The sequence below is a fragment of the Enterobacter quasiroggenkampii genome (assembly GCF_043972695.1).
Lineage (GTDB): Bacteria > Pseudomonadota > Gammaproteobacteria > Enterobacterales > Enterobacteriaceae > Enterobacter > Enterobacter quasiroggenkampii.
The window spans coordinates 334,252-356,405 of the sequence record NZ_CP143745.1; the positions used below are offsets into that span (position 1 = coordinate 334,252).

Sequence of the window (22,154 nt, forward strand, 5' to 3'; positions counted from 1 at the left end):
ATCATCATTGTTGAGCCATAACCGGGTCCGCCTGCTTCGCCTCATCCCGCTCAGGACGACGAGGAATGAACGACACGACCCAGGAAACCAGCGAAGTAAGTGACCGGAAAATTAATTTCACCGACGACGGGGCAAATTCTGCAAGGTGACGATAGCCACGGAACCCCAGCTTCAGAATATCCAGCAGGCTTTCCAGAGGTTTATCTTCCGGGAAGCTGTCCTGCCAGAGAGCCCACGTATCCGCGCGGGCAAACGTACACTGCACAAAATCGATATGTTGCTTTTTAGTCAACGGCATCAGCTGCAGGCCGACTTCATTGCCCACCACGCGAACGACCTGCGTGGGGAAGACATACTCCTGCTGACCGCGCTTAAGCAGCAGGTTAACTTTCTGCCCTTCCAGCACCTTCGCCTGGCCGTTGATTTTGATCCCCAGACCGCCGTCAGAGAAGTCGTGCACGGTACAGGAGAAGAGATGACCATCTTCACGGGCAATCGCCGCTGGCATGCAGATTTCCACGCGATGCGCGCGACGAACCTGTTTGCTCTCCACCGACACCGCCACCGCGCCGCCGAGGATAATCAGGTTGTAGAAGACCCAGGCCATACTGACGAAGACGGTCAGGATTTCGTTTTCCGGACCGTAGAAGTAGCGCCAGATACCCGCAATGACGCCCACGATATTCAGCAGCACCAGGAAGATATACGGCCGGGAGATCACCCAGTCGACGTACTCCTCTTCTACCAGCCCGCCCTTCGCGGTGACGTTGAATTTACCTTTGTGCGGGTTGATCAGCGCCACCATCGTCGGCGGCGCGATGTACCAGGCCAGCACCGTTTCGTAGATTTCACTCCAGAAGGAGTGGCGGTATTTACCCTGTATCTTCGAGTTCGTCAGGCTCGCGTGGATCATGTGCGGCAGAACAAACAGCGCAATCATCAGCGCGGGAGCGTAGATGATATAAGCGTGAAGGAGCAGGAACGCCAGCGGCGCGGTCAGGAAGATCAGCCGCGGGATACCGGACAAGAAGTGGAACATGGCGTTGACGTAGCAGAGACGCTGCGCCAGCTTGAGTCCTTTCCCGATCAGCGGGTTATCGAGACGGAAAATCTGCACCATGCCGCGCGCCCAGCGAATACGCTGGCCAATGTGCGCCGACAGTGACTCCGTTGCGAGGCCAGCAGCCTGCGGAATGCGCATATAGGCTGAGGTATAGCCACGACGGTGCAGGCGCAGCGAGGTGTGCGCATCTTCGGTGACCGTCTCGACGGCGATACCACCAATTTCATCCAGCGGTTTACGGCGGATAACCGCGCATGAGCCGCAGAAGAAGGTGGCGTCCCACATGTCGTTTCCGTCCTGAACCAGGCCATAGAACAGCGTGCCTTCGTTCGGGGTCTTACGGAAACGGCCAAGGTTACGTTCAAACGGGTCCGGCGAGAAGAAGTGGTGCGGCGTCTGCATCATCGCCAGCTCTTTTTCCTTCAGGAACCAGCCCATGGTCATCTGCAGGAACGAGCGCGTCGGCACGTGGTCGCAGTCAAAGATCGAAACAAACTCCCCGGTGGCATACTTCAACGCGTTGTTGATGTTCCCCGCCTTAGCGTGTTCATGCGTCGGACGGGCGATGTATTCGACGCCGACCTCCTCTGCGAACTGGCGGAACGCCGGACGGTTACCGTCATCCAGAATCCAGACCTTAAGCTTATCTTTCGGCCAGTCGATGCCCAGCGCGGCATAGATGGTGTTCTTCACTACGCTCAGGTCTTCGTTGTAGGTCGGCACGAAGAGATCGACGGTTGGCCACTGGGTCGTGTCCTTTGGCAGCGGAACCGGCTGACGGTTGAGCGGCCAAATCACCTGGAAATAGCCCAGCACCAGCACAATCCAGGCATAGGTTTCAGCAAACAGCAGCACCAGGCCGCACACCAGACTCACCGGGTCGTCCCAGTTCAGCGTCGAGGTATAACGCCACCAGATGTAGCGGCAGGAGACAGTCAGCGACAACACGATCAGCATCAGCGCCGAGAAGCGACCCGGAATTCGGCGCACCAGCAGCGCCACGCCCCACAGCAGGATCAGGAAGGTGAACTGCGCCAGAGGGTTGAAAGGCTGCGTAATACAGACCAGCGCCAGAATGAGCGAGAACACAACGATCACGCCGAGGATAAAACGCCGCAAGCCCGGGTGGAGATGCCCGAGCTCTTTATGGTTATCCAGATGGCTGGTCTTATCGCTGACGCTGTTGGGCAGTCTGTCCAGCCACTGATGGTAGCGTTCACGTAACTGCTGCACGCGGGAGAAGCTCCGCCAGTGCGGCGTTTTTATCTCCGCGCGGGATGAGGTCGCCACCAGCCAGATGGCCTGAATGAGATAACGCGCCGGATCCAGTGGACGCGGCCGGTCAGGATTAATATGCGGATACAGTTCACTGTGCCGGGCACGTATGCGCTGCCAGCGCGGGTGTTCGAGTGGAATAAACATCCAGGCCAGAATCATCCAGAAACAGCCGAGCGCGGCGCTGAATGCCGACGCGCCGTGACGGCGAAAATGCCGGTAATGTTCGTTCAAACGCGAACTGACCGGTGGGATGAGTAACCAGCTGGCGAGACGACTCATACATCACTCCCTGCATGCTCCGCCCGGTTGGCGAAGTTCAGCAGACACCAGTTAGCCAGCGTCAGGATCTCTTCTGCCGCCAGTGAATCACTGCGGTATTCGCCTAGCGGCTGCTTCGATGCAAGGCATTCCGCCATGCCCTCATCACGATGGATGACAATGGGAAGCAGGCGGCGCTGGCTCTGCAGCCAGACCTGATACAGATCGTCCTGGATCTGGCTGCCTATGCGCAAATCGTTAATCAGGATATGGCCATTCTGAGGTAGCCCCTGCTGATGCAGGCGGATATGGCAGTTCGCATCGACGTTAACGATCGAGAGGACATGATCGCACTGCGCGATAAGCTGTCGGGTCAGCGTGCCGGCACCGTGCGGCAGATCCAGCAGGATCCACTTGTAGTGCCCCTTTTCTTTCAGGCTCTGCAGCGCCAGCGTAAATTGCGAAAACAGGCGCTGGTATGCGGCTTCATTTTCGCGTTCCGTGGTGGTCAGTTGACCAAACGGCAGCAGATCAAGAAGAGAGGTATAGCGCAAACCTGCATCCTGCCAGTCTTTATCGTCAAGCAGCGCGCGGGCCCAGCCCTCTTCGCGAGTAAAGTCGACGTTAAACGACATACGCAGTAAATTATCGGCGCAGGCGTCAATAACCAGCACCGATTCACCTAAAAGCTGTAATGACCACGCCAGTGCCGCGGTAACAGATGTGGTACCCACACCCCCACGGACACCCTGTAATCCGAGTATGGCCATCAATGGCTCCCTTATTGTTGATGGGCGAATTCAGCTAATAACGGCCAGCGTTTAATAGCCGCGGCCAACTGTTCCCGCTGGGAAATATCGGTGTAATCTATTTCAGGTAAAGAAAAGGCCTGCGTCAGCGCCAGAAAATCGTTTTGGAATGTGTAACCCAGGGTCGAGTCGACTGGGGTACCGGGTTCATTATTATCCATTCTTTTTCCATCCCTTTAAGGAAAATCGCACGCTAAAGAAGTTGCGGGGCTTCCTGCCCTGACAAATTTCATTTACATGCTAAATCTGATGTTCTTTAATTTCAATGTTAGGTTTATTTCTACGCTTTCGCTAGTAAACTGAGATACAGATAAATTAGACGAAAAGAGGGACACCGTGGACTCCATATTTTCTATTGGCATCCAGTCATTATGGGACGAATTGAGCCACATGCCAGTCGGAGGAGTCTGGTGGATTAATACGGACCGGAATGAAGATGCTATCAGTCTGGTAAACCAGACAATTGCTGCCCAGGATAAGGATTCCCGCGTGGCCGTCATTAGCATGGGCGAAGATCCGAAGAAAATTATCACGCTGGAAAACGATCGCGGGCCTCAGACGGTGCGATTATTTTCCATGACATCGGATGCCGATAGTCTATACTTTTTGTCCCGCGACGTTCAGTGCACTATTGATCCGGATCACTATTTGGTGATCCTTAAATGTGCAAATAACGTCCTGCAAAATATCCCTGCTGAAAAACTGCTGCCGTGGCTGGAAAAAATCAATAAATGGGCAAAATTTCAAAATTGCACGCTATTGATAGTCAATCCCGGCAGTAATAATGACAAGTTGTTCTCACTTTTAATGGGTGAATATCGTTCCCTGTTCGGTCTGGCAAGCGTTCGTGACCAGGTAGGCAGCTATCTCTACGATATTGCCTTCTGGTGTAATGAAAAAGGCGTGAGCGCCAGGCAACAACTTACGCTGAAACACATCGAGGGTAAGTGGCACCTGGCACAGCAGGAAGAAACCGTGGTGCAGCCGCGCAGTGATGAAAAACGCATCCTGAGCCATATCGCGGTTTTAGAGGGGGCGCCCGCCCTGTCGGAAAACTGGTCGCTATTTGAATCTAACGAAGACCTTTTCCACGAAGCCCGCACAACCCAGGCGGCAACCCTTATCTTCTCATTGATGCAGAATAACCAGATTGAGACGCTGGCAAGGCAGATCCACACCTTGCGCCGCCAGCGCGGAAGCGCGTTAAAGATCATCGTGCGCGAAAACAATACCAGCCTGCGCGCCACCGATGAGCGTCTGCTTCTGGGCTGTGGTGCAAATATGGTCATTCCCTGGAACGCGCCGCTGTCACGCTGCCTGACGCTGATCGAAAGCGTTCAGGGCCAGCAGTTTAGCCGCCATGTACCGGAAGACATTTCTACGCTGCTCTCTATGACGCAGCCGATGAAGCTGCGTGGATACCAAAAATGGGATACCTTCTGCGACGCCGTCGGCAACATGATGAGCAATACGCTTCTTCCTGCTGACGGAAAAGGGGTTATGGTTGCCCTGCGTCCTGTACCCGGTATCCGCGTTGAACAGGCTCTCACCTTGTGTCGCCCCAATCGTACGGGTGACATCATGACCATTGGCGACAATCGCCTGGTGCTGTTTTTGTCCTTCTGCCGGGTAAACGACCTCGATACGGCGCTTAACCACATCTTCCCCCTGCCTACCGGGGATATTTTCTCGAACCGTATGATTTGGTTCGAAGATAATACGATCAGCGCGGAGCTGGTGCAGATGCGTGCGCTCCAGCCTGAACAATGGGCTAAACCGCTCGCGATCAAGAGCGATGCGAAACCGATCCTCAATGCCAGACATGATGGACATGTCTGGCGTCGGGTTCCGGAGCCCCTTCGCTTATTAACGGACAACGCGGAGAACGCACCATCATGAATATCAGCGATATCATTCAACTGGTTATAGTCTGTGCGCTGATCTTTTTCCCGCTTGGCTACTATGCACGCCATTCCATACGTCGTATCCGTGATACGGCCAGAGTGCTGTTTATAAAACCTCGCTATGTAAAACCAGCCGGAACACTGACACGGGCATCACACGTCAAGGCAGACCGAAAACATGACTAATTCTACCTATACCGCTTCGTCACCCTCGCCGCTCTGGCAATACTGGCGCGGCCTTTCCGGCTGGAACTTCTACTTTCTGGTGAAGTTTGGTCTGCTGTGGGCAGGCTATCTGAATTTCCATCCCCTTCTTAACCTGGTATTTATGGCCTTCCTGCTGATGCCCCTGCCGAATATCAGGCTGCATCGCTTACGTCACTGGATAGCCATCCCTCTCGGCTTTGCGCTGTTCTGGCATGATACCTGGTTACCGGGGCCGGACAGTATTATGAGCCAGGGCTCACAGGTGGCGGGCTTTAGCGCCAGCTATATCCTCGATCTGACCGAGCGGTTTATTAACTGGCAGATGATAGGCGCGGTATTTGTGCTGCTGGTTGCCTGGCTGTTCCTGTCACAGTGGATCCGCGTCACGGTGTTTGTCGTCGCGATTATGATCTGGCTTAACGTGCTGACGCTGGCTGGGCCAAACTTTTCGCTGTGGCCTGCCGGTCAACCGACCACCACGGTGACCACCACCGGGGGAAGCGCGGCGGCCACCGTCACCACGGCAGGCGATACGCCTGTGGTGGGCGATATCCCAACCCAGACCGCACCGCCGACCTCCACAAACCTGAACGCCTGGCTATCCAGTTTCTATACCGCGGAAGACAAGCGACAGACGAAATTCCCGGATGCGCTGCCGGCGGATGCTCAGCCGTTTGAACTGCTGGTGATCAACATCTGCTCGCTCTCCTGGGCAGACGTGGACGCTGCAGGTTTGATGTCTCATCCGCTGTGGTCTCATTTCGACATTCAGTTTAAAGATTTCAACTCTGCCACCTCGTACAGCGGCCCGGCGGCCATCCGCCTGCTGCGTGCAAGCTGCGGTCAGGCATCGCATAAGAATCTGTATCAACCCGCCGGTAACCAGTGTTATCTGTTCGATAACCTCGCCAAACTGGGCTTTACGCAGCATCTGATGCTGGGGCATAACGGCCAGTTCGGCAACTTCCTGAAAGAGGTGCGCGAACAGGGGGGGATGCAGGCACCGCTGATGGATCAAACCGGTCTTCCTGTCTCTCTGCTGGGCTTCGACGGCTCGCCCGTCTATGACGATTCCGCCGTCCTGCAGCGCTGGCTGCAGACCATCGAAAAAGACAGTAATCCACGCAGCGCGACGTTCTTTAACACCCTGCCGCTCCACGACGGTAACCACTTCCCGGGCGTGAGCAAAACGGCGGATTATAAAGTGCGTGCGCAGAAACTCTTCGACGAGCTGGACGCGTTCTTTACGGAGCTGGAAAAATCAGGCCGTAAAGTAATGGTGGTCGTGGTACCTGAGCACGGTGGCGCGCTGAAAGGCGACAGAATGCAGGTGTCAGGTCTGCGTGATATCCCAAGCCCGTCGATTACCAACGTGCCTGCTGGCATTAAGTTCTTTGGGATGAAGGCACCCCATCAGGGCGCACCGATTGAAATCACCCAGCCGACCAGCTATCTGGCAATCTCAGAACTGGTTGCCCGTGCCGTTGACGGGAAGCTGTTTGTGGAAGATAGCGTGAACTGGGATCAGCTCACCAGCAAACTGCCGCAAACGGCAGAAGTCTCCGAGAACGCCAACGCGGTGGTGATTCAGTATCAGAACAAACCGTACGTTCGCCTGAACGGCGGGGATTGGGTACCGTATCCGCAGTAACTGATTTCCCCCTCACCCTAACCCTCTCCCCATCGGGGAGAGGGGATAGCCAGTGCGTTATTATTGCGCTGAAATCCACACCAGCATTTTCAGACTTGCCGAATAGTAGTCGTCTTTAGAGGTGATTTCGGGTTCTCCGGAAGGCTGCCCCATCGTTAAATCGCGTACAGCCAACAGGCCGCCTTCCATCATGTAAGGCGCATATTCGTTAGTGGTGACGTTAACCCAGGCGGGCGTTTGCTCCCGGGGGAATTGCCCAAACCACGCTTTCCACGGCGTCAGGAGCGGGCTTTGCTTATCAGACCAGGCAAGATACAGCGGAATACGAATCGCGTCATAGCTCATCCGCGGCGGCCAGCCTTTGGCCGGTTCCAGCTTGCCATCTGATGCCAGCGAGACCCAGTCAGCGGGCAGATTCGCTTTACCCGAGCCCATTTTCCCCAACAGGCGCTTCCCGTCCTTAATCAAATCGCGCCAGACCGGCAAATGACTGCGTCCGGCGAAGGCCTGCCAGGCCGGAAACACAAAATAGGAAGGATTAAGGACCACTTCACCGTCAAGCTTAAATCCCTGGACGCCGGGCAGCATCACGCGGTAACCCGCATAGCGGATGACGCTATGAGCAACCAGCGCTTTTGTAATGGCATCCGATGCGGCGCTGTAGCGTTTGTCATGCCAGCGGGCATCGGCTTTAAGCAGCGCCCAGGCAATCAGCACATCGCCATCGGCGGCGTTGTTTTTGTCCGCAACCGGGTTGGACTCTGCGGGGTTATAGCGCCAGTAAAACAGACCGTTCTCTTTGTTCTTCAGCTCACGGTTTGTCCATTGCCAGAGCTTATCGAACGTGGCTTTATCGTCGTTGGCGACTGCCATCAGCATGGCAAAGCCCTGACCTTCCGTATGCGACACGCCGCCATTGCCGGTATCGACAATGCGGCCTTCCGGTTTGAAAAAGCGAGCCTTGTAACTCTCCCAGGCCTGTCCAGCCTGAGAGAGGGGTGAGAACAACAAGCTCATCATGACGGCCAGCGTCGCGCAGACGGGTTTTCGCATCATTCACTCCATCCGGTTATTCGGCACTCCGCAGGGAAATCTCACCGCCCACCCAGGGTTTGATCACGCCATCCTGCTCCAGGAGCAGCGCGCCCTGAGCGTCAATACCGCGGGAAGTGCCGTAGATCTCTTTATCACCAATCAGCAATTTCACCGGGCGGTTGATAAAGTTATCCAGCTTTTCCCAACGCGACAGGAACGGTGCCAGCCCTTCCTGCTCAAAAAGCGTGAGCGAGCTGCGCAGCTCTTTAATCATACGTACGGCAAGGGTGTTACGATCGATGACGATCCCCGCCTCCTGGAGGTTAGTCCAGGCCTGATTTACCACGTCATTCTGGACATTGCGCATCACCATATTGAGGCCCGCGCCAATGACGATTTGCGCCGCATCGCCCGTTTTGCCCGTCAGTTCGACCAGAATCCCGGCAAGTTTACGATCGTTGAGGTACAGATCGTTAGGCCATTTAACACGCACTTGATCCGCACCCAGATCGTGCAGCACCTCTGCCATGACGATACCGATGACCAGGCTCAGGCCAATGGCAGCGGCCGGGCCCTGATCGAGTCGCCAGTACATGGACAGATAGAGGTTGGCGCCAAAGGGTGAAAACCACTTGCGGCCACGACGGCCGCGACCGGCCTGTTGATATTCAGCTACACAGGCATCGCCGGATTTGAGCTCAGGCAGACGATCCAGCAGATACTGGTTCGTCGAGTCAATCACCGGCAGCACCGCCACGTTGCCGTGTCCTATCTGGCTGCGGATCGCGTCTTCATTCAGCAACTGAATCGGCTCCGGCAGGCTGTAGCCTTTTCCGGGAACCGTAAATACATCAACACCCCAGTCACGGAGCGTCTGGATATGCTTGTTAATGGCGGCGCGGCTCATGCCCAGCTGCTCACCCAGCTGCTCGCCGGAATGAAATTCACCATCCGCCAGGATACCAATCAGGGTTAACGGGACCGTATTGTCCTTCATGCGATAGTCTCCACAGCGTTGACTTCACCTGTGCGACCAATGAAGCGGACTTCTGGCTCCAGCCAGACGTTAAATTTTTCGCCGACACGCTGGCGAACGTAGTGAGCCAGCTGTACCACATCGTCGCTAGTTGCATCGTGTTGGTTAATCAGCACCAGAGCCTGCTGTCGGTGAACGGCTGCCCCACCGACTGAAGTGCCTTTTAGCTGGCATTGATCGATAAGCCATCCTGCTGCCAGCTTCACGCTGCCATCCGCCTGAGGGTAATGTGGCGCGGTTGGCCACTCCTCCAGAAAACGTCGGGCATTTTCGCCGCTAATCACCGGGTTTTTGAAGAAGCTTCCTGCATTTCCGTTAACTTTGGGATCGGGAAGCTTGGTCATCCGCATATGGCAAACAGAGTCAAAAACGTCGCGTGCGGTAACGGTAGCCGGATCGAGACGCGTTAAATCCCCGTAGGTCAATACGGGCTGCCAGTTCTTCGACAGACGCAAACCCACGGCGACAATCACGTAGCGATCCTGATATTCATGTTTGAAGATACTGTCACGATAGCCAAAACGGCACTGTTCTGCGGTTAAACGCGTCGCCGTTCCGGTCGCCAGCTCGATGCAGTCGACATATTCACAGACATGTTTCAGCTCGATGCCGTAGGCGCCGATGTTCTGAATGGGTGACGATCCGGCGCAGCCTGGAATAAGCGCAAGGTTTTCCAGACCTGCCATCCCTTTTTCGAGGGTAAACTGCACCAGGTGGTGCCAGTTTTCACCGGCACCCACGTGCACGTGCCAGCTGTCGGCACGCTCTTCCACATCAATTCCCATGATGCGGTTAACGATCACCGTTCCCGCAAAATCATCGAGAAACAGGACATTACTTCCTTCGCCCAGAATCAGTACGGGTTCGTTTTTTTCTGTTGCGCTTTGCCATGCATCCAGCAGCTGCTGTGCAGTATCGGCACGTACAATTTGATTAGCATTGCGTTGAATGCCAAAGGTATTCCAGGGCTTAAGGGAGTGGTTCATAGACGCTATCCTGATGCAAAAACGCAGGTAGTTTACCGTATAAGCAGGGTGATGGGGGATCAGTTTGTGCAGCGTATAAACGCAAAAAGGCCATCCTTTCGGATGGCCTCTTCACTTAATTGATGCCTGGCAGTTCCCTACTCTCACATGGGGAGACCCCACACTACCATCGGCGCTACGGCGTTTCACTTCTGAGTTCGGCATGGGGTCAGGTGGGACCACCGCGCTAAAGCCGCCAGGCAAATTCTGTTTAATCTGTATCAGGCTGAAAATCGTGTCTGTCTCGTCGCCAAAACATCTTCGGCGTTGTAAGGTTAAGCCTCACGGTTCATTAGTATCGGTTAGCTCAACGCATCGCTGCGCTTACACACCCGACCTATCAACGTCGTCGTCTTCAACGTTCCTTCAGGAGACTTAAAGTCTCAGGGAGAACTCATCTCGGGGCAAGTTTCGTGCTTAGATGCTTTCAGCACTTATCTTTTCCGCATTTAGCTACCGGGCAGTGCCATTGGCATGACAACCCGAACACCAGTGATGCGTCCACTCCGGTCCTCTCGTACTAGGAGCAGCCCCCCTCAATTCTCCAGCGCCCACGGCAGATAGGGACCGAACTGTCTCACGACGTTCTAAACCCAGCTCGCGTACCACTTTAAATGGCGAACAGCCATACCCTTGGGACCTACTTCAGCCCCAGGATGTGATGAGCCGACATCGAGGTGCCAAACACCGCCGTCGATATGAACTCTTGGGCGGTATCAGCCTGTTATCCCCGGAGTACCTTTTATCCGTTGAGCGATGGCCCTTCCATTCAGAACCACCGGATCACTATGACCTGCTTTCGCACCTGCTCGAGCCGTCACTCTCGCAGTCAAGCTAGCTTATGCCATTGCACTAACCTCCTGATGTCCGACCAGGATTAGCTAACCTTCGTGCTCCTCCGTTACTCTTTGGGAGGAGACCGCCCCAGTCAAACTACCCACCAGACACTGTCCGCAACCCGGATTACGGGTCTACGTTAGAACACCAGCCATTAAAGGGTGGTATTTCAAGGACGGCTCCACGCAGACTGGCGTCCACGCTTCAAAGCCTCCCACCTATCCTACACATCAAGGACCAGTGTTCAGTGTCAAGCTATAGTAAAGGTTCACGGGGTCTTTCCGTCTTGCCGCGGGTACACTGCATCTTCACAGCGAGTTCAATTTCACTGAGTCTCGGGTGGAGACAGCCTGGCCATCATTACGCCATTCGTGCAGGTCGGAACTTACCCGACAAGGAATTTCGCTACCTTAGGACCGTTATAGTTACGGCCGCCGTTTACCGGGGCTTCGATCAAGAGCTTCGCGTTGCCGCTAACCCCATCAATTAACCTTCCGGCACCGGGCAGGCGTCACACCGTATACGTCCACTTTCGTGTTTGCACAGTGCTGTGTTTTTAATAAACAGTTGCAGCCAGCTGGTATCTTCGACTGATTTCAGCTCCACCCGCAGGGGCTTCACCTACATATCAGCGTGCCTTCTCCCGAAGTTACGGCACCATTTTGCCTAGTTCCTTCACCCGAGTTCTCTCAAGCGCCTTGGTATTCTCTACCTGACCACCTGTGTCGGTTTGGGGTACGATTTCGTGTTACCTGATGCTTAGAGGCTTTTCCTGGAAGCAGGGCATTTGTTACTTCAGCACCGTAGTGCCTCGTCATCACACCTCAGCGTTAAAAGGTACCGGATTTACCTGGAACCTCCGCCTACATGCTTAAACCGGGACAACCGTCGCCCGGCTAACATAGCCTTCTCCGTCCCCCCTTCGCAGTAACACCAAGTACAGGAATATTAACCTGTTTCCCATCGACTACGCCTTTCGGCCTCGCCTTAGGGGTCGACTCACCCTGCCCCGATTAACGTTGGACAGGAACCCTTGGTCTTCCGGCGAGCGGGCTTTTCACCCGCTTTATCGTTACTTATGTCAGCATTCGCACTTCTGATACCTCCAGCATGCCTCACAGCACACCTTCAACGGCTTACAGAACGCTCCCCTACCCAACAACACATAGTGTCGCTGCCGCAGCTTCGGTGCATGGTTTAGCCCCGTTACATCTTCCGCGCAGGCCGACTCGACCAGTGAGCTATTACGCTTTCTTTAAATGATGGCTGCTTCTAAGCCAACATCCTGGCTGTCTGTGCCTTCCCACATCGTTTCCCACTTAACCATGACTTTGGGACCTTAGCTGGCGGTCTGGGTTGTTTCCCTCTTCACGACGGACGTTAGCACCCGCCGTGTGTCTCCCGTGATAACATTCTTCGGTATTCGTAGTTTGCATCGGGTTGGTAAGCCGGGATGGCCCCCTAGCCGAAACAGTGCTCTACCCCCGAAGATGAGTTCACGAGGCGCTACCTAAATAGCTTTCGGGGAGAACCAGCTATCTCCCGGTTTGATTGGCCTTTCACCCCCAGCCACAAGTCATCCGCTAATTTTTCAACATTAGTCGGTTCGGTCCTCCAGTTAGTGTTACCCAACCTTCAACCTGCCCATGGCTAGATCACCGGGTTTCGGGTCTATACCCTGCAACTTAACGCCCAGTTAAGACTCGGTTTCCCTTCGGCTCCCCTATACGGTTAACCTTGCTACAGAATATAAGTCGCTGACCCATTATACAAAAGGTACGCAGTCACACCACGAAGGTGCTCCCACTGCTTGTACGTACACGGTTTCAGGTTCTTTTTCACTCCCCTCGCCGGGGTTCTTTTCGCCTTTCCCTCACGGTACTGGTTCACTATCGGTCAGTCAGGAGTATTTAGCCTTGGAGGATGGTCCCCCCATATTCAGACAGGATACCACGTGTCCCGCCCTACTCTTCGAGTTCACAACCTGTGTGTTTTCGTGTACGGGACTGTCACCCTGTACCGTGCGACTTTCCAGACGCTTCCACTAACACACAAGCTGATTCAGACTCTGGGCTGCTCCCCGTTCGCTCGCCGCTACTGGGGGAATCTCGGTTGATTTCTTTTCCTCGGGGTACTTAGATGTTTCAGTTCCCCCGGTTCGCCTCGTTAACCTATGTATTCAGTTAACGATAGTGCAACGAATTGCACTGGGTTTCCCCATTCGGACATCGCCGGGTCAAAGGTTCATATCACCTCGCCGGCGCTTTTCGCAGATTAGCACGTCCTTCATCGCCTCTGACTGCCAGGGCATCCACCGTGTACGCTTAGTCGCTTAACCTCACAACCCGAAGATGTTTCACTTCTGATTGCGAAAATTTGAGAGACTCGAACACACCATTAAAGATGTGTCGTTTCAATTTTCAGCTTGATCCAGATTTTTAAAGAGCAAAACTTCGCAGTGCACCTTTTCAGGTTCACTCTGAAGTTTTCTTGGGTTCGCAGTAAAAGATGGTGGAGCTATGCGGGATCGAACCGCAGACCTCCTGCGTGCAAAGCAGGCGCTCTCCCAGCTGAGCTATAGCCCCATCGTTTTGCAATCTCTGTACCGCTCATCCTTTAAAAGGAGTTTGGTAGGCCTGAGTGGACTTGAACCACCGACCTCACCCTTATCAGGGGTGCGCTCTAACCACCTGAGCTACAAGCCTGCAGAGATTTTTACTGCTGTTTTTTCATCAGACAATCTGTGTGAGCACTACAAAGGCAGGTTCTTTAAGGTAAGGAGGTGATCCAACCGCAGGTTCCCCTACGGTTACCTTGTTACGACTTCACCCCAGTCATGAATCACAAAGTGGTAAGCGCCCTCCCGAAGGTTAAGCTACCTACTTCTTTTGCAACCCACTCCCATGGTGTGACGGGCGGTGTGTACAAGGCCCGGGAACGTATTCACCGTAGCATTCTGATCTACGATTACTAGCGATTCCGACTTCATGGAGTCGAGTTGCAGACTCCAATCCGGACTACGACGCACTTTATGAGGTCCGCTTGCTCTCGCGAGGTCGCTTCTCTTTGTATGCGCCATTGTAGCACGTGTGTAGCCCTACTCGTAAGGGCCATGATGACTTGACGTCATCCCCACCTTCCTCCAGTTTATCACTGGCAGTCTCCTTTGAGTTCCCGGCCTAACCGCTGGCAACAAAGGATAAGGGTTGCGCTCGTTGCGGGACTTAACCCAACATTTCACAACACGAGCTGACGACAGCCATGCAGCACCTGTCTCAGAGTTCCCGAAGGCACCAATCCATCTCTGGAAAGTTCTCTGGATGTCAAGAGTAGGTAAGGTTCTTCGCGTTGCATCGAATTAAACCACATGCTCCACCGCTTGTGCGGGCCCCCGTCAATTCATTTGAGTTTTAACCTTGCGGCCGTACTCCCCAGGCGGTCGACTTAACGCGTTAGCTCCGGAAGCCACGCCTCAAGGGCACAACCTCCAAGTCGACATCGTTTACGGCGTGGACTACCAGGGTATCTAATCCTGTTTGCTCCCCACGCTTTCGCACCTGAGCGTCAGTCTTTGTCCAGGGGGCCGCCTTCGCCACCGGTATTCCTCCAGATCTCTACGCATTTCACCGCTACACCTGGAATTCTACCCCCCTCTACAAGACTCTAGCCTGCCAGTTTCGAATGCAGTTCCCAGGTTGAGCCCGGGGATTTCACATCCGACTTGACAGACCGCCTGCGTGCGCTTTACGCCCAGTAATTCCGATTAACGCTTGCACCCTCCGTATTACCGCGGCTGCTGGCACGGAGTTAGCCGGTGCTTCTTCTGCGGGTAACGTCAATTGCTGAGGTTATTAACCTCAACACCTTCCTCCCCGCTGAAAGTACTTTACAACCCGAAGGCCTTCTTCATACACGCGGCATGGCTGCATCAGGCTTGCGCCCATTGTGCAATATTCCCCACTGCTGCCTCCCGTAGGAGTCTGGACCGTGTCTCAGTTCCAGTGTGGCTGGTCATCCTCTCAGACCAGCTAGGGATCGTCGCCTAGGTGAGCCGTTACCCCACCTACTAGCTAATCCCATCTGGGCACATCTGATGGCAAGAGGCCCGAAGGTCCCCCTCTTTGGTCTTGCGACGTTATGCGGTATTAGCTACCGTTTCCAGTAGTTATCCCCCTCCATCAGGCAGTTTCCCAGACATTACTCACCCGTCCGCCGCTCGCCGGCAAAGTAGCAAGCTACTTTCCGCTGCCGCTCGACTTGCATGTGTTAGGCCTGCCGCCAGCGTTCAATCTGAGCCATGATCAAACTCTTCAATTTAAGTTTGATGCTCGTGAATTAAACTTCGTAATGAATTACGTATGTTCACTCAGAGACTTGGTATTCATTTATTGTCCGAAGACATTAAGAATCCATGTCACTTTGAGTGCCCACACAGATTGTCTGATAAATTGTTAAAGAGCAGTGCCGCTTCGTTTTCGCTGCGGCGCGGGGTGTGCATATTACGCTTTCCCGCTTCAGAGTCAAGCGTTTATTTTCGCTATTCTCTGCTGACCCGGCGGCGTGTGTGCCGTTGTTCCGTGTCAGTGGAGGCGCATTATAGGGAGTTATTCTGAAGTGACAAGCACAAAATACAAAAAACTTTTCGTTCGCTCACTTTTCAAACTTAACGCTTATTTATGTCGCGAATCGCCCGTTAAATGTGCGATTTCTCGCGCAAAACTGGCTACCTGCGACCAGTCGGTATAAACCACTTCTTTACGCGTGTCGGTTTCGCCCCCCGTCATCTTCATAATAAGACGGATCATAAAGCGGTCATACCAGCGGTAGCGAGGGTAGCGCAGCGCGCCGGCAAAGACGGCGCACAGTTCTGGCTGCCACGGCGAGTTGAGTAAAAACTTGCGCGTGTAGCTGTTGGTCTGCGGCGTGCGCTTCTCGGGTTTACGCGCGACCAGATTGACCGAGTAGAACGCGCCGGGCAACGTATTGAGCTTCGCCGTATGCTTTTTCACAAAGCGATCCAGCGCCGGATGGAAATGCCCGTAACGAATAGATGCACCAATCACCACGCGATCGTAATCCTGCCAGGTAATCTGATCCGCACGGTTCAGGTTTACCACATCCGAGTAAATCCCCAGCTCTTTGAGTTCAGATGCCAGATAGGCGGCAATCTCACGCGTTTGCCCGTCTCGCGTAGAGAAAAGAATCAGTGTTTTCATCAACGGCTCCTTACTCGCGCCAGAATGTAGGGGTGAACAGCACCAGCAGCGTAAAGACCTCAAGACGACCAAACAGCATATTGGCGATGAGGATCCATTTCGCGACAGGGTTCATACTGGCAAAGTTATCCGCCACCACGCCCAGGCCAGGCCCGAGGTTATTCAATGTTGCGACGACGGACGCAAAGGCGGAGAAATCATCCACTCCCGTCGCGATAATCGCCAGCATACTGACGATAAAGACCAGCGCATACGCCGAGAAGAATCCCCACACCGCTTCGAGGATACGTTCCGGCAGCGCGCGGTTCCCCAGCTTGATGCTGTAGACCGCGTTCGGGTGGACCAGACGCTTCAGCTCACGGTTGCCCTGCTTAAACAGCAGCAGAATACGAATTACCTTCAGACCACCGCCCGTCGACCCCGCACAGCCGCCGATAAACGCGGAACAGAGCAAAAGCACCGGCAGGAACAGCGGCCAGCGCGCGATGCTGTCCGTGGTAAACCCGGCGGTCGTCGCCATCGACACCACCTGGAAGAAAGCCTGGTTTAGCGTGGTCAACGCGGAGTTATAGACATCATGGAACCAGAGCACCAGGGTGCAGATGATCACCAGCGTCAGCTGGACGCCAATAAACATGCGGAACTCAGGGTCACGCCAGTATACCTTCAGGCTGCGCCCGCTCAGTAAAGAGAAATGCAGACCGTAGTTACAGCCAGAGATCAGCAGGAAAATGGCAATGATAGTGTTAATCGTTGGGCTGTCGAAGTAGCCGACGCTGGCATCGTGGGTGGAGAACCCGCCAATCGCAATCGTCGCAAAACTGTGCCCGATAGCATCAAACGCGGGCATCCCGGCAAACCATAGCGCCAGCGCACAGGCGACAGTCAGCAAGACATAAATCAGCCACAGGGTTTTTGCCGTCTCGGCAATACGCGGCCGCATCTTATTGTCTTTCAGCGGCCCGGGCATTTCGGCACGATAAAGCTGCATCCCCCCGACGCCCAGTATAGGCAGGATAGCTACCGCCAGGACGATGATCCCCATACCGCCGAACCACTGCAGCATCTGACGATAAAAGAGAATCGCGTGCGGCAGCGAATCCAGTCCTACCAGCGTCGTCGCCCCGGTCGTCGTTAAGCCGGAGAAGGATTCAAAGAAGGCATCCGTGATGCTCAGGTTAGGCTGTTCAGAGAAGATAAAGGGCAGCGAACCGACGCTCCCCAGCACCGTCCAGAACAGGACCACAATCAGAAACCCTTCGCGAGATTTCAGTTCACCTTTCTGACGACGGTTCGGCCACCACAGCAGGGAGCCGATCGCCAGCGCGACAAAGAAGGTCTGGGTAAATGCCCGCCCCGCGCCGTCCCGGTAGATAAGCGCCACCAATCCAGGGAGAATCATCGTCCCGGAAAAGAGTATGACCAGCAGTCCAACGATTCGGGTTATGGCACGAAAATGCATCTCTGCCGCTTCCTTTGGTATTCAAAAGTGAGGTGGGGATTATTCTTCAATCGGCAGCAATTGCAACGAACCACGACTAAAATCAGCGAGTTTTGCTGAAAAAGCAGCCAGTTCCGCCTGAGGAAGCGCCACGCGTAATTGCACCATTGCCTGATATTCACTGTGTGCGATGACACCGTTAAACTGCCGCAGCAGCGCTTCAATACCCGATAGCTGGGCGTAATCGCATAATAAAGTATATTCGGTAAGCGGCGTTTTGCGGGTAGTGACCAGCATATTAAGCGCCTGCTGCACGCCCCCGCCATAGGCTTTAACCAGCCCACCGGTGCCTAACAAAATGCCGCCGTAGTAACGCACCACCACAGCGGTTATTTCGCCCACGCCGCTGCCCATTAGCTGGGAGAGCATGGGTTTACCGGCCGTGCCCGCCGGTTCACCGTCATCGGAAAACCCCAGCTGCTGCGAATCGTCCGGCGGCCCTGCTACCCACGCCACGCAGTGGTGACGGGCGTCAGGATGCTCAGCCCGGACGGACTCGACAAACGCTTTTGCCGCCTCTACGCCGTCGGTATGCGCCAGCAGCGTAATAAAGCGACTTTTCTTGATTTCCTCAACAAAGGTGACCGGTTCAGCCGGTATTAGCCAACTTTCCATCAGGCCAGCTTCAGGTCTCGCGTCATATTCTCGATACCGTTTTCGTGAATCACCACGTTATCTTCGATACGAATACCGCCAAACGGCTTCAGCGCGTCAATTTTTTCCCAGTTGAAGTGCTTGCTGAACTGGCCTTCACGCCACGGCGCCAGCAGGGATTCGATAAAGTAGATCCCCGGTTCAATCGTCAGCACCATGCGCGGTTCCAGAATACGGGTGCAGCGCAGGTAAGGATATTTAGACGGTGCCGCCAGGTGCGTACCGGTATCATCCTGCATAAAGCCCGCAACGTCGTGCACCTGCAGGCCCAGCGGGTGACCGATACCGTGCGGCATGAAGGGCCCGGTCAGATCGTTCTCGACCATCGCCTCTTCGCTCATGTCTTTCACAATCTGGTGCTTACGCAGCAGTTTGGCGATGCGCTGATGGAACTGGATGTGGTAATCCACATAGCTGGTGCCCGCCTTCATGGTGGCAATCAGCACCAGCTGTTCATCGTTCACGTCTTTGATCAGCTGCGCGAACTCGGTGTCCGCATTCGCCGCCCAGGTGCGGGTCAGGTCGGCCGCGTAGCCGTTGTACTCTGCCCCTGCGTCCAGCAGGAAGCTGCGCATTTCCGACGGAACCTGGTGATCCAGTTTGGTGTAGTGCAGGACGGACGCGTGCTCGTTGAGCGCGACAATGTTGCTGTACGGCACGTCGGTATCGCGATGACCGGTGGCGGTCAGGTACGCCTGGTTGATATCGAACTCGCTCATGCCGGACTGGAAGGCTTCATGCGCCGCACGGTGACCGTTCACCGCGGTCTTTTGCGCTTCACGCATGCAGTAAAGTTCGTAGTCGGTTTTATACGCGCGGTAATAGTGGAGGTAATCCAGCACCCCTTTCGGGTTGAGTTTGTCTGCCGCAATATCCAGGCCCAATGCACGCTCCGGAACAGGGCCAATATAGGCGATGTTGCCACGTGCGGCAGGCAGCTGGCCGCCAATACCGTCCGCTTTTGGCAGCGCAATGACCTCAATCTCTTCCGTCCAGAAAGAGGTCGGCAGCGGCTCAACGTTGTGCCAGTAATCGACCGGCAGGTAGAACCACAGTTTCGGCTTGTTCACGCCATCCACCAGCAGCCAGCAGTTGGGCACCTGCGTCACCGGCACCCACGCCTTAAACTGTGGGTTCACCTTGAACGGATAAGCGTGGTCATCCAGAAAGGTATTCATCAGCTCGCCGGAGTGGATCAGCAGCGCATCCAGCTTAAAGCGGGCCAGTACATCGCGGGTACGTTCCTGTAGGGTAACGATATGATTTTTATAAAGCGAAGCCAGTGAGTCCATCATTATTCCTTTCGTTTTTTGACCTCAAGTCATCGCATCTTAGCACACCTCACTCCGCCTGCGTGATTTCCACCGACCGTGATCAATGCAGCAATTTCTTAATGAGTAATTTGCATTTTATTAACATAAATCCCACACTCCGATTCATCTGGTATGACCAGATCCAATTGCTGGATTCAGGAGACTGACATGCTCTACAAAGGCGACACCCTGTACCTCAACTGGCTGGAAGATGGCATTGCCGAACTGGTGTTCGATGCCCCCGGCTCAGTGAACAAGCTTGATACCGCGACGGTGGCCAGTCTTGGCCAGGCGCTGGATGTTCTTGAAAAACAACCTGAATTAAAAGGGCTGCTGCTGCGTTCGAACAAAGCGGCCTTTATCGTCGGTGCCGATATCACCGAGTTCCTTTCGCTGTTCCTGGTGCCGGAAGAACAGCTGAGCCAGTGGCTGCACTTTGCCAACAGCGTCTTTAATCGTCTGGAAGATCTGCCTGTCCCGACTATTTCCGCCGTTAACGGCTATGCGCTGGGCGGTGGCTGCGAGTGCGTGCTGGCGACCGACTATCGCCTGGCGACGCCGGACCTGCGCATCGGCCTGCCGGAAACCAAGCTGGGCATTATGCCGGGCTTTGGCGGCTCCGTCCGTATGCCGCGCATGCTCGGTGCCGACAGCGCGCTGGAGATCATTGCCGCGGGTAAAGATGTCGGCGCAGAACAGGCGCAGAAAATTGGTCTGGTCGACGGCGTTGTAAAACCGGAGAAGCTTGTTGAAGGCGCACTCGCCATTCTGCGTCAGGCCATTAACGGCGATCTGGACTGGAAGGCCAAACGCCAGCCGAAGCTGGAGCCGTTAAAACTCAGCAAGATTGAAGCCACCATGAGCTTCACCATCGCCAAAGGCATGGTGATGCAGACGGCGGGTAAACACTACCCGGCGCCAATCACGGCGGTGAAAACCATCGAAGCGGCTGCCCGTCTCGGACGCGATGAAGCGCTGAAGCTCGAAAATCAGAGCTTTGTCCCGCTGGCGCACACCAATGAGGCTCGTGCGCTGGTCGGTATCTTCCTGAACGATCAGTTTGTGAAAGGCAAAGCCAAACAGCTGACCAAAAACGTTGAGACGCCAAAACATGCGGCGGTACTCGGCGCGGGCATTATGGGTGGCGGCATCGCTTACCAGTCAGCCTGGAAAGGCGTGCCGGTGGTGATGAAAGACATCAACGAGAAATCCCTGACGCTGGGCATGACCGAAGCGGCCAAGCTGCTGAATAAACAGCTTGAGCGCGGCAAAATTGACGGTCTGAAGCTTGCAGGCGTGATTTCCACCATTCAGCCCGTGCTGGAATACAGCGGTTTTGATCGTGTCGACGTGGTGGTCGAAGCCGTCGTCGAGAACCCGAAGGTTAAAAAAGCGGTGCTGGCGGAAACGGAAGACAAGGTTCGCCCGGATACCGTGCTGGCCTCTAACACCTCCACTATTCCAATCAGCGAACTGGCGAGCGTGCTGAAGCGTCCGGAAAACTTCTGCGGTATGCACTTCTTCAACCCGGTACACCGTATGCCGCTGGTCGAAGTGATCCGTGGGGAAAAAACCTCTGACGACACCATCGCCAAAGTGGTGGCCTGGGCAAGCAAGATGGGCAAAACGCCGATCGTCGTTAACGATTGTCCGGGCTTCTTTGTCAACCGCGTGCTGTTCCCTTATTTCGCCGGTTTTAGCCAGCTGCTGCGCGACGGCGCGGACTTCCGCAAAATCGACAAAGTGATGGAAAAACAGTTCGGCTGGCCGATGGGACCGGCGTATCTGCTGGACGTTGTGGGCATTGATACCGCCCACCACGCCCAGGCGGTAATGGCGGCAGGCTTCCCGCAGCGCATGCAGAAAGACTATCGCGACGCGATTGACGCGCTGTTCGACGCTAACCGCTTCGGTCAGAAAAACGGTCTGGGCTTCTGGCGCTATAAAGAAGATAGCAAGGGCAAACCGAAGAAAGAAGAAGACGCGGCGGTGGATAGCCTGCTGGCCGATGTCAGTCAGCCGAAACGCGACTTCACCGACGATGAGATCATCGCCCGCATGATGATTCCGATGATCAACGAAGTGGTGCGTTGCCTCGAAGAAGGCATTATCGCCAGCCCGGCGGAAGCGGATATGGCGCTGGTATACGGCCTGGGCTTCCCTCCGTTCCACGGCGGCGCGTTCCGCTGGCTGGACACACTCGGCAGCGCCCGCTACCTCGATATGGCTCAGCAGTATCAGCACCTCGGCCCGCTGTATGAAGTGCCGGAAGGGCTGCGTAACAAAGCGCGCCATAACGAACCCTACTATCCCGCAGTTGAGCCAGCCCGTCCGGTTGGCGAGCTGAAAACGGCTTAAGGAGTCACA

The 22,154-nt window shown here is 54.9% G+C and carries 14 protein-coding genes, 2 tRNA genes and 3 rRNA genes; 4 read left to right on the plus strand and 15 right to left on the minus strand.

Going from position 1 to position 22,154, the window contains the following annotated elements:
- Positions 1–4: 4 nt before the first annotated feature.
- The 3 genes from bcsA to bcsR are packed head-to-tail and all read right to left on the minus strand — an operon-like array spanning position 5 to position 3,569.
- A complete protein-coding gene (bcsA, locus tag V1572_RS01675; RefSeq protein ID WP_126534905.1) occupies positions 5–2,620 on the minus strand; it encodes a UDP-forming cellulose synthase catalytic subunit in 2,616 nt (871 codons plus the stop codon).
- Positions 2,617–3,369: a cellulose biosynthesis protein BcsQ gene (gene bcsQ, locus V1572_RS01680; protein ID WP_045909069.1), complete on the minus strand. Its 753-nt coding sequence runs from the start codon at positions 3,367–3,369 to the stop codon at positions 2,617–2,619. Before bcsQ ends, bcsA begins: the two co-directional genes overlap by 4 nt.
- A gap of 11 nt (positions 3,370–3,380) precedes the next feature.
- Positions 3,381–3,569, minus strand: coding sequence for a cellulose biosynthesis protein BcsR (bcsR, locus tag V1572_RS01685; RefSeq protein WP_008503237.1), 189 nt, complete (start codon positions 3,567–3,569; stop codon positions 3,381–3,383).
- 175 nt (positions 3,570–3,744) lie between these two features.
- On the opposite strand from bcsR, the gene bcsE reads away from it, so the two are divergent.
- Genes bcsE through bcsG form a run of 3 tightly spaced genes read left to right on the plus strand, consistent with a single transcriptional unit; the run spans position 3,745 to position 7,170 of the window.
- Positions 3,745–5,307: a cellulose biosynthesis c-di-GMP-binding protein BcsE gene (gene bcsE, locus V1572_RS01690; RefSeq protein WP_045909070.1), complete on the plus strand. Its 1,563-nt coding sequence runs from the start codon at positions 3,745–3,747 to the stop codon at positions 5,305–5,307.
- On the plus strand, positions 5,304–5,498 hold the full coding sequence (gene bcsF / locus V1572_RS01695; protein ID WP_045909071.1) for a cellulose biosynthesis protein BcsF: 195 nt from the start codon (positions 5,304–5,306) through the stop codon (positions 5,496–5,498). Before bcsE ends, bcsF begins: the two co-directional genes overlap by 4 nt.
- On the plus strand, positions 5,491–7,170 hold the full coding sequence (bcsG, locus tag V1572_RS01700; protein WP_045909072.1) for a cellulose biosynthesis protein BcsG: 1,680 nt from the start codon (positions 5,491–5,493) through the stop codon (positions 7,168–7,170). The genes bcsF and bcsG overlap by 8 nt, the downstream gene beginning before the upstream one ends.
- A 60-nt stretch (positions 7,171–7,230) precedes the next feature.
- On the opposite strand, the gene V1572_RS01705 is transcribed toward bcsG, so the two are convergent.
- From V1572_RS01705 to pepQ, 12 genes are all read right to left on the minus strand, one after another.
- The gene (locus tag V1572_RS01705; RefSeq protein WP_045909073.1) at positions 7,231–8,223 is read right to left on the minus strand and encodes a glycosyl hydrolase family 8; all 993 of its coding nucleotides are present in this window, start codon (positions 8,221–8,223) and stop codon (positions 7,231–7,233) included.
- A gap of 16 nt (positions 8,224–8,239) precedes the next feature.
- Complete coding sequence (birA, locus tag V1572_RS01710; RefSeq protein WP_063622776.1) at positions 8,240–9,202, minus strand: bifunctional biotin--[acetyl-CoA-carboxylase] ligase/biotin operon repressor BirA; 963 nt, start codon at positions 9,200–9,202, stop codon at positions 8,240–8,242.
- On the minus strand, positions 9,199–10,227 hold the full coding sequence (gene murB, locus V1572_RS01715; RefSeq protein ID WP_045909075.1) for a UDP-N-acetylmuramate dehydrogenase: 1,029 nt from the start codon (positions 10,225–10,227) through the stop codon (positions 9,199–9,201). Before murB ends, birA begins: the two co-directional genes overlap by 4 nt.
- Before the next feature lie 124 nt (positions 10,228–10,351).
- Positions 10,352–10,467: ribosomal RNA gene (gene rrf / locus V1572_RS01720) — 5S ribosomal RNA — on the minus strand.
- 70 nt (positions 10,468–10,537) lie between these two features.
- Positions 10,538–13,441: ribosomal RNA gene (locus V1572_RS01725) — 23S ribosomal RNA — on the minus strand.
- Between the two features lie 171 nt (positions 13,442–13,612).
- Positions 13,613–13,688: transfer RNA gene (locus V1572_RS01730), tRNA-Ala, on the minus strand.
- 43 nt (positions 13,689–13,731) lie between these two features.
- Positions 13,732–13,808: transfer RNA gene (locus V1572_RS01735), tRNA-Ile, on the minus strand.
- Positions 13,809–13,878: 70 nt separating this feature from the next.
- Positions 13,879–15,420 (minus strand): 16S ribosomal RNA (locus V1572_RS01740).
- Together the 16S, 23S and 5S rRNA genes with 2 tRNA genes alongside form the textbook arrangement of a ribosomal RNA operon.
- A 353-nt stretch (positions 15,421–15,773) precedes the next feature.
- Complete coding sequence (hemG, locus tag V1572_RS01745; protein ID WP_045909212.1) at positions 15,774–16,319, minus strand: menaquinone-dependent protoporphyrinogen IX dehydrogenase; 546 nt, start codon at positions 16,317–16,319, stop codon at positions 15,774–15,776.
- Between the two features lie 10 nt (positions 16,320–16,329).
- Complete coding sequence (gene trkH / locus V1572_RS01750) at positions 16,330–17,781, minus strand: Trk system potassium transporter TrkH (protein ID WP_023309600.1); 1,452 nt, start codon at positions 17,779–17,781, stop codon at positions 16,330–16,332.
- A gap of 39 nt (positions 17,782–17,820) precedes the next feature.
- A complete protein-coding gene (locus tag V1572_RS01755; RefSeq protein WP_024908007.1) occupies positions 17,821–18,435 on the minus strand; it encodes an IMPACT family protein in 615 nt (204 codons plus the stop codon).
- Entirely contained in the window at positions 18,435–19,766 is a 1,332-nt protein-coding gene (gene pepQ, locus V1572_RS01760) for a Xaa-Pro dipeptidase (RefSeq protein WP_395299978.1), read from the minus strand. The genes V1572_RS01755 and pepQ overlap by 1 nt, the downstream gene beginning before the upstream one ends.
- Positions 19,767–19,955: 189 nt before the next feature.
- On the opposite strand from pepQ, the gene fadB reads away from it, so the two are divergent.
- The gene (gene fadB, locus V1572_RS01765) at positions 19,956–22,145 is read left to right on the plus strand and encodes a fatty acid oxidation complex subunit alpha FadB (RefSeq protein WP_252078035.1); all 2,190 of its coding nucleotides are present in this window, start codon (positions 19,956–19,958) and stop codon (positions 22,143–22,145) included.
- Positions 22,146–22,154 lie beyond the last annotated feature (9 nt).